The following is a 1440-nucleotide window of genomic DNA, read 5'->3' on the forward strand; positions in this document are numbered from 1 at the left end:
GTCGGCGGCGATCGCGGTATAGTCCGAGCCGAGGCGGCTGGCGCCGCCCGACGGGGCAGGGGGCAGGCCATATTTCCTGAGGTCGCCGAAGGCCAGCCGCTGCGTCGCCGCCATCACCGCGTCCGCCAGCCTGGCCGGCAGGCGCGCCATGACCGGCGAGAAGCGATGCACGGCGACCTTGCCGATGCGCTTGGGTAAGAGCGAAGGCCCGTTGCGCGCCGCAAGCCACATCTGTCCCGTCTCGACGCCGGAAAGATGGTTGAGCGCGTCGAAGCCGGAATTGCCGGCGCCGACCACCAGCACTTTCTTTCCGGCATAGTCGCTCGCCCGGCCGAAATCGGCCGAATGGATGACCTTGCCCGAGAAATCCTTCATGCCTTTCCAGGCTGGGATGAAGGGTTGCCGGTCGCGCCCGGTGGCCACCACCACATGCCGCGCCGCCCGGGAGCCTGAGCTGGTGTTGACCAGCCAGTGGTCACCACGGAATTCGATTTCCCGAACGACGACGCCGAAGGCGATCGGCAGCCGGTGCGTCTGGGCGAAGTCGTTGAAGAGACGGATCACCGCGCTGCGATGCGGGAAGGCGGGGGTGCCTTTCGGAAAGGAAACGCCGGGCAGCGTCGAGAGGTCGCGATGCGTGTTGAGATGCAGGTTGTCGTGGCGGCGGTGCCAGGGCTCGGCCAGCCGTCCCTCACGCTCGAGGATCTCGGTGGCGATGCCTGCCTCGATCAGCGCGTACGCCACCGCCAATCCGGCCGCGCCTGCGCCGATCACGATTGCGCCGTCGAGGATTGCCGGCTCGCCGGTCCGGTCCGACGAGATTTCCGCTTCCATGCCCATTCTTGTCTTTGTCGTCGTCATGGCCCCAAGTGGCACGACCGTGTATCCGACATATGCCGCCGACGAGGCAATGGGAATAGCCCTTGTTGCGGAGAGTCCCGGCATTGTGTCGCGGATAAGAGGCTAACCGTTGGCGGGATCAGCGTGGCGGTGCACCAGCTTGAAGGCGCCGTCCTCCAGCCGGAACACCTCCGTGACCCGCAGGGTCATCTCGGCAGGCTGGCCGTTCTTGCCCATGCGCGCCTTGGCATGCTGCAGCCCGGTCCAGAACGCCAGCTCGCCGCTCGCGGAGGCCTGCAGCACCTCGAGATCGGTGCTGCCGCCCTGGTGGAAGCTGGCGGCGTCGCGCTCGTAGCGTCCGGCGACGGCTTTGGCGCCTTCGAGATGGTCGCCGCGCGGCGAAAAGAAGGTGGCGGGCTCGCTATGCGTCACGATCGCCTTCAGCGATGTGGCGTTGCCGTTGACATAGTCCTCGGCGATTTTCTCGCGCTGCTTCATGAAGGCGTCGAACGACGAGCCGCCGGGCCGCACGGTTCTGATCCACGTCTCCAGCGCGCCCATGAAAGTCTCCAGAAAGGCGGCGGTATCGCCGTCCTTGAC

At 66.7% G+C, this 1440-nt stretch carries 2 protein-coding genes; both read right to left on the reverse strand.

The window, feature by feature from the left end:
• Window positions 1-861, reverse strand: an 861-nt coding sequence (locus EOA29_RS36365; RefSeq protein WP_145970045.1) for an NAD(P)/FAD-dependent oxidoreductase, incomplete at its 3' end; no start/stop codon positions are given.
• 102 nt (window positions 862-963) lie between these two features.
• The coding region (locus EOA29_RS36370; protein ID WP_210213222.1) for a nuclear transport factor 2 family protein at window positions 964-1440 on the reverse strand (477 nt) is incomplete at its 5' end.

The organism is Mesorhizobium sp. M1E.F.Ca.ET.063.01.1.1, assembly GCF_003998155.1.
In the GTDB taxonomy this organism is placed as follows: domain Bacteria; phylum Pseudomonadota; class Alphaproteobacteria; order Rhizobiales; family Rhizobiaceae; genus Mesorhizobium.